At 56.0% G+C, this 6,236-nt stretch carries 7 protein-coding genes and 1 pseudogene; 3 read left to right on the top strand and 5 right to left on the bottom strand.

From position 1 onward, the window contains the following. From EOA24_RS24285 to EOA24_RS24270, 4 genes and pseudogenes are all read right to left on the bottom strand, one after another. Window positions 1-229 (bottom strand): annotated as a pseudogene (locus EOA24_RS24285) (aminotransferase class III-fold pyridoxal phosphate-dependent enzyme); the annotation flags it as partial. Between the two features lie 202 nt (window positions 230-431). Then, window positions 432-2,414: an argininosuccinate synthase-related protein gene (locus tag EOA24_RS24280; protein ID WP_063169298.1), complete on the bottom strand. Its 1,983-nt coding sequence runs from the start codon at window positions 2,412-2,414 to the stop codon at window positions 432-434. Continuing rightward, window positions 2,411-3,355, bottom strand: coding sequence for a DMT family transporter (locus EOA24_RS24275; protein WP_082826572.1), 945 nt, complete (start codon window positions 3,353-3,355; stop codon window positions 2,411-2,413). The genes EOA24_RS24280 and EOA24_RS24275 overlap by 4 nt, the downstream gene beginning before the upstream one ends. 657 nt (window positions 3,356-4,012) lie before the next feature. Continuing rightward, window positions 4,013-4,231: a helix-turn-helix transcriptional regulator gene (locus EOA24_RS24270; RefSeq protein ID WP_029354714.1), complete on the bottom strand. Its 219-nt coding sequence runs from the start codon at window positions 4,229-4,231 to the stop codon at window positions 4,013-4,015. A 109-nt stretch (window positions 4,232-4,340) separates the two neighbouring features. On the opposite strand from EOA24_RS24270, the gene EOA24_RS24265 reads away from it, so the two are divergent. Beyond that, entirely contained in the window at window positions 4,341-4,607 is a 267-nt protein-coding gene (locus tag EOA24_RS24265) for a DUF2285 domain-containing protein (RefSeq protein WP_063169299.1), read from the top strand. A 438-nt stretch (window positions 4,608-5,045) separates the two neighbouring features. On the opposite strand, the gene EOA24_RS24260 is transcribed toward EOA24_RS24265, so the two are convergent. Next, window positions 5,046-5,279 (bottom strand): helix-turn-helix transcriptional regulator, encoded by a 234-nt coding sequence (locus tag EOA24_RS24260; RefSeq protein WP_082826573.1) that lies wholly within the window; start codon window positions 5,277-5,279, stop codon window positions 5,046-5,048. A 115-nt stretch (window positions 5,280-5,394) separates the two neighbouring features. Between EOA24_RS24260 and EOA24_RS24255 the strand changes: the two genes are divergently transcribed. Both EOA24_RS24255 and EOA24_RS24250 read left to right on the top strand, forming a co-directional pair. Beyond that, window positions 5,395-5,676 carry a DUF2285 domain-containing protein gene (locus EOA24_RS24255; RefSeq protein ID WP_063169301.1) on the top strand — a complete coding sequence of 94 codons (282 nt, stop codon included), beginning with the start codon at window positions 5,395-5,397 and terminating at the stop codon, window positions 5,674-5,676. Window positions 5,677-6,114: 438 nt separating this feature from the next. Further along, on the top strand, window positions 6,115-6,236 hold a 122-nt coding region (locus EOA24_RS24250; RefSeq protein WP_245474027.1), incomplete at its 3' end, for a leucine zipper domain-containing protein.

Raw genomic sequence — 6,236 nt, 5'->3', positions numbered from 1 at the left:
AGGTGAAACCGTGACCGAACACGCCGACCTTGTGGGCCTCGTCAGCGGCGCATTGATAAATCTTGTCGAGATAATGACGCCGCCAATGGGCAGGTGACCGGATGAAAGCCCCCCGGCGATCGAGAGCATGTCCGGTTCCATCCCAAATGTCTGGCTACCAAACCAGTTCCCGGTGCCTCCGAAGCCGCAGACCACCTCGTCGGACAGCATGAGGATAATTTCTCACTTTCTTGCGAAGATCGGGGGTGTCCACGGTCATTCGTATTACGCGAGATCCGCGAGGCCAAAAACCATCATACCAGAGAGGCGAAACTGCTATCTAGGTGTTTAGATGCAAGAAATTAATCCTGCATTGTTCCCGCACCAGGAACACCCGAGAGGATACCAAGCAGTATTGAACCTTGTTGAAAATGCTCTCGGCGCGCTGGGCGTTATAATTTCTCGAAGGCGATCACAAGGACGTCGCGATAAGCGTACGGCATTTTCAGGTTTTCGGCCACAATCGACGATACATCGTGAAAGGTTTCGCGGTCGTTGCAGATCACAAAATCATTCGGGGAGTTCATTTCGACCTCGCCGAGGAACTCCTTTGAGGCGTCGGTGATCATGCTCATGCCGCCGGTGACGTTGACCCGCCCAATCATATAGCAAGCAATGAAGTCCACCCCGTCCTGGTGAAGGCCCTCGGGTGCCGGTTTGCCATTTACACCATCGCGCGCGACAATCCGGTAGGGATGGATCTTGATATTCCAACGATCATGTCGGGCGGCTTCACATAGAATTCTGCAGAAACCTGTCAGAATCTTTTCTAAGACGGGATGGTCTATAAAGGAGTTTTCAAGGGGCTCGAAGTGGCGCTTGAAGCCGCCATTCAGATGATTGACACTTTTTGATTGTTCGTAGGGGGCGTGGGGTAGGAGCCTAAAGATTCCGTCAGTCGCGTCATATTCAAAAGCGCTATAGCGCCGGTAACGATATGTTCCGCCGTCACGCATGTATTCATCGAGAAGAAGTCGATTCCAATGGTCAGCAAAGTTCTTCCAGGCTGCATCAATTTCGATGCCAAAGCAGGCTTCGGCGCGCTCGCCTTTTGAAAACCACCATCCATTTGTCACCAGACCGTCAGTGCATTGTTGACTGAGGTTGGCCGGCGCCTGGGGTGCGTTGTTTTCCACGGGTGTCTCCCTTTTGGTGACTTGGCGAGGACGGAACGCTTTGGACAACGCTATGTGGGTTGCGGCTTGGTATTCCCAAAGGTCGCGGTCCCTAATGTATCTCGGCGTCCTGGCTCGGATCGACCGAGGTAAAAAGCGTGTGTGATCGACTATGTAGCTGACGCTCCCGCTAACGCCCTCGAGGGCGGATGCAATGGCCCGTTCGCACATCTGGTGAATAGTACTGCCCCATGCACCTGAAACCGCCTCTTGGGACCAGGCTTGCTCAAGCCCTTGCTTCAAAACGATTGATGCCACGTCAAGAGAAGCGGTTTCGAGGTGACGCAGCGCGTCGAAGATAATGGCCGCGGCAGGGGCCTCGCGGACTTCGAGAACCTTTTGGCCGGTTGTGATGTGTTCAAGCCCGACAAAGCGGCCGTGCCCGAATTTGCCGACCGTGTTATTCAGGAACGGGATTGCGTCGACCAATGCAACATCACGGTCATCAATTGACACGAGACTTCCGTCTGCAAACCCGAGTTTGATCTCTACCGGCTGCTCTGCGGGAATGTGGCGCGTCCAAGCAAATGCCTCCTCGGGGATGGAAAAGTTCTCGGGATCTTCCAAAGGCCCCGACTCGAATTCCCGACACCAGAGGTTTTCGTCCGCGCTCCACGTGCGGTCCGCCACAAAAGTCGCTCCACACTTGGACAGGTCGGAGGTCTTCTGTTGTCGGGATATCACAGAGCATTCATACGGACTGCCGAAGTTGCCGGAAAATCCTGAGCGCTTAATGCTATTGTTAAGGCGCGGAAGACTGTTTTGAGAAAGGTTTGCTGTATGAAGAACCAGCCGTGAGTTGATTGACCTAGCATGATTAACAACCAAAGATGCGATTATGGGACGGCTCAACGAACTGCTCAACGGATAGATGCCAAGGTACTTGGCGTGGGCTCGAATGGCTGATTTCACGCCTTGTTCGACAAAGGCATCCCGCCCTTCGAGGCAGACAAAGCGCGCGCCGAACATGGCTGCCGTCCGTTCCAACAAAGGCTGATCGATGCGCGTTCCGACATCCGCTGCGACAGCTTCAATGTTCGCAAAGCCAAGGCTTTGCAGCTTGTAGAGAAGATAGGTGCTGTCGAGACCGCCGCTGAACATGGTTGCAACTGGTGCGGTTCGGTCCGGAAAAGCCTCCAGATCTTCAAAACTCGAAATGCCGCCGATGGCGGGTTTGGTGGAAGCCAAGATGGGGTTCATTTGGATGTCCTGCTCTCAAACCAGATGCCAGCAAACGTCGCAGCGAGGACGAGGCCTGCGCCTATCAAGCTCGGTACTGTCAAAGGCTCATTCAGAAGAAGGTGCGCTAGAACGAAACCAAAAAAAGGTTCTGTTCCCATCAAGAAGCCAACCCGTGTCGGTGTGGATTTTCTCACTGCGGCATTTTGAATGTAGAATGCAGCGAGGGTGCAGAAGAGTGCAAGGAAGGCAACAGCGCCCCAAAACTGAAGGGTGGCCCTCACAACAAGGCCTGAAATTCCGAACTGAGCGACGGCCAAAACGAAAGTAAGTGTTGCCACCGTCGATCCTTGGATGGCCGTCAGGGCTGCAGATGAAATCTGCCGGCCGGCCAGAAGGCGTTTGGTGGAAACGACCATAACCGCTCGCAGAATCGCGGCCCCCAAGACAAGCGCGTCACCCGGGCTGAACCTGCTGATCCCGCCAGTGAGAATGCCGACACCGATGCACGCTATGGCAGCACTTGCCAAAATGCCCGTAGGTGGAAGTCGCCGTGATAGCCCATAGTCGATGCTCGGCGTGAAAATCACACAAAGCGATATGATCAAGGCCGTGTTCATTGCGCTTGTCGATGCAACGCCGTAAGTTTCAGCAATAAAGATGCAAAAAAGTATTGTTCCCAATGCGAAGCCGCGGATGAAATCGCCCCAGGAGACCAATGCGATCTCATGTCTTGCAGCCACTGCCGTAATGATCGTAGTAATCAGGAAGCGATAAAGAACAAGTATCGAAACCGGCGCGTAGAACAGTGCGCCTTTCCCGACCGGATAGCTCGCCCCCCAAACGAATGCGACTCCCAGCAAGGCTAGATCCACCGAGAAAGATGGCGTCCGTGTTTTCCTGACAGGTATTGGAGAACTTTCGAAAACGTCCACCTTCAAAGTTTCCTTTGTGTTAGCCATCCACCCCTGCTGCGAGGGTCAAACAGATCAGGTCGTTCAGCCTCTTGGGCGATCCGTGCCGCGGCGTACTTGTTTTTGGTAACGCAAGTGCCGTGCCGATTCGGAAAACCATTGCTAGACAACAACCTGGTCGCCTTGATAGTTCGGCGGTTCATGTCCATTGTTGTCAGAATGCCGACAATGACTTCAACTGCAGGGATCCTACCGGCAGGGCCTCAAGGCGAACACGCGGCTCCAAGATGCCGACACGATGGCTGGTTCAGCCATGCTTCGACAGTTGCCTGTTTTTTCAGTTCCTTTGCTGTTCGTGCGCTAACCGCAACGCTCCATACTAGTCTCGCGTGGCTGTCCCCGTGGGGTGGGCGGCAGAAAGCGATTAGGCCCGCTGAAAGAGGCGAACCGCATCCGAAGGATCGTAACCAAGAGAAGGACCTGAAGCGAGAGCGAAGGTTGCGGGAGGCCGCGGCGGGCCTAAAAGGCAATGCCGACCGCCCCAGGAAAGGCTGACAAAAACCGCAGCGGCCGACTGTCCAATAGGGTGCGCCGGGCCAGGGCGAGCCAAATGGCAGGGGCTGCCGGGGGACCCTAAGAAAAGCCTGGGTTCACGAGCACCCGGCGCGCGCCATCAGGCGGCCAGCTACTTGGAGGGCGGGTGTATCATGCCTGTTTGTCGGGCCGAACCAGATCCATGTGGCTGACGCCGAGGGCCAATGCCAGTTCATAGATCGTGATAATTGTCGGATTTCTTCGGCCTTTCTCCAAGCCGCTGATGTACTGCTGACTGAACCCGGAAATCTCCGCAAGCTGCTCCTGCGTCAGGCGCTTCCTTTGCCTGATCCTCTGCACATTCCGTCCGACCAACTTGCGCATATCCATGCACGCAAGCCAGCGGATCAGGCGGCTTGAGTTTATCAACTATAATATGTAATCCACATTTAGCAGGCACAGGGCTTCGCGGGTCCATTGGCCGGAGATAGAATTAGCGATGTTGCAGCCCAGATCGAACACGCCGTTCGCCGACGAGGTCCCCTGGTCGGACCGCATTACAGCCTACGACAAGGACCACTTTACAACCTATATGAGGCTCCTGGACGCCTCGGCCGACAACGCCACTGAAGAGGAAATGGCCAAAGTGATCCTCGGCATTGATCCGGCACGCGAACCTGAGCGCGCACGCAACGTTCTTCGCAGTCATCTCGACCGTGCAAACTGGGTGGTGACGAGCGGCTACAAGGATTTGTTCGCCAGTTGACGAAATGGGCGGTGCGGTCGCTTCGCTTCAAGCAACGAAGTCGCGCAACCGCCATGCATCGACGTATCACCACAGCGCGGATGGCCCAGCGCTTCGCTGTCTCATCATTTTGTCCTCCGCTCGCCAATGGCTGCTTCCCAGGAATGGGTGCGGCGGCGAATCATGACAGGAACGGGTCCGCCGTCTGAGCCGCACCGCATCCGAAGGGCCGGATGGACAACCTACTGAAAGCTCACAGCTGGCTAAGGGTTGCGGGACGCCGCGGCGGGCCTAGAAGGATGCGGCGCCACCTGCTGAGAAAGGCACAAAACAGAGCGAATTGCGAGAGTCTAACGACGCGCTAGGAGGCGCAGCGGAATGGTCGAGACGCCAGAGCCAAGAAAAGCGGGGCTCGACCCACCGGCACACGGCACGCGCGGTGATGGGCGCGGGCGCCCACTACGTGCGCAGGCTCAACAGAATCTCACACGGATCAGCATCGAGGGCCGCAGTTACGTCGAGAAACTCAATGACATCGAGACGCCGTTCGCCACCCTCATATTTCGCCACGAAAGATTGCGGACGACCAAGCTTCTCAGCCACCTGCGCCTGCGTCAGCCCTTTGACATTGCGCAGTGAGATCAACTGGGCCAGAAACCGCTGGTGGCGGGGAGATCGAAGAGATTTGGGCATTTAGGTGAACCGGCAGGTAGAGACCGGCTCAGCGACTAATCCCCGTTTCGGATTATCCCATTTTGGGATATTCTGCCTTGGATCCAGCGATCAACATGCGAGGTTCGCGGCAGACATGAATCAATCAACGGGAACAGATAGGACTCAAAGCTCAACACTGCTCGACGAAGTCCCTTGGTCTGACCGTCTTACCGCCTACGACAGGGCGCACTTTACCATCTATATGAGGCTCCTGGACGCCTCAGCCGATGAGGCGCCCGAAGAGGAAATGGCCCAACTGATCCTCGGCATTGATCCGGCACTTGAACCGGAGCGCGCCAGGAAGGCGCTTCGTAGTCATCTCGACCGTGCGAACTGGATGGTGACGAGCGGCTACAAGGAATTGTTCGCCAGCTGACAAATTCGCAGTGCTCGGTCATAGAAGCGTTCCTGTGCCATTGGTCAGGCTGATCGGGGCCTGCACCACAGACGCGCCGGCAAAATGGACCCGGTGGCGAGCACAATTCAGTTCCCAGGAAATCGGGGTTTGGCAACTGTCCGAGCGTCTGACGTGATAGAAGGTTCCGCTCTGTCTGGATGGGTATTAGCCCGGAGCAGCACTCCATATCGTACCGGCGCTCGACGAAGGGTCCACCTCTTCGCTTTCAAGCCGCATAACCGATAGCCATCGCCCTAAGTCAAGGGTTAGAGATTACCGGCAGGCAGGTATGCAAGCGGGCCATCCTCGGAAACTATATAACCGCACGACTAGCTGTGAGCTTTCGGGAGGTTGTCCATTCGGACCGGACCGGGGAGACTGGAGTTACCAAGCTTCAGCACTCACCGGAGGGTCCGAATGAACATCCATAAGAATGCCCGTCTCACACCGCTGCGTCGAGAGGAGATGGCGCTGTCGGTGATAGAAGGCGCTTTCTCCAAAGCCCATGCGGCGCGTGTCTACGGCGTGTCGGCCAAGAT

It is taken from the genome of Mesorhizobium sp. M2A.F.Ca.ET.039.01.1.1 (genome assembly GCF_003998035.1).
Taxonomy (GTDB): Bacteria; Pseudomonadota; Alphaproteobacteria; order Rhizobiales; family Rhizobiaceae; genus Mesorhizobium.
This window is presented reverse-complemented; position numbering and strand designations above follow the sequence as displayed.

What these genes read in the sequence shown, in the direction of transcription:
- EOA24_RS24280 (WP_063169298.1), bottom strand. Translation starts at nt 2,414, where the DNA reads ATGAACCCCATCTTGGCTTCCACCAAACCCGCCATCGGCGGCATTTCG.
- EOA24_RS24275 (WP_082826572.1), bottom strand. Translation starts at nt 3,355, where the DNA reads ATGGCTAACACAAAGGAAACTTTGAAGGTGGACGTTTTCGAAAGTTCT.
- EOA24_RS24270 (WP_029354714.1), bottom strand. Translation starts at nt 4,231, where the DNA reads ATGGATATGCGCAAGTTGGTCGGACGGAATGTGCAGAGGATCAGGCAA.
- EOA24_RS24265 (WP_063169299.1), top strand. Translation starts at nt 4,341, where the DNA reads ATGTTGCAGCCCAGATCGAACACGCCGTTCGCCGACGAGGTCCCCTGG.
- EOA24_RS24260 (WP_082826573.1), bottom strand. Translation starts at nt 5,279, where the DNA reads ATGCCCAAATCTCTTCGATCTCCCCGCCACCAGCGGTTTCTGGCCCAG.
- EOA24_RS24255 (WP_063169301.1), top strand. Translation starts at nt 5,395, where the DNA reads ATGAATCAATCAACGGGAACAGATAGGACTCAAAGCTCAACACTGCTC.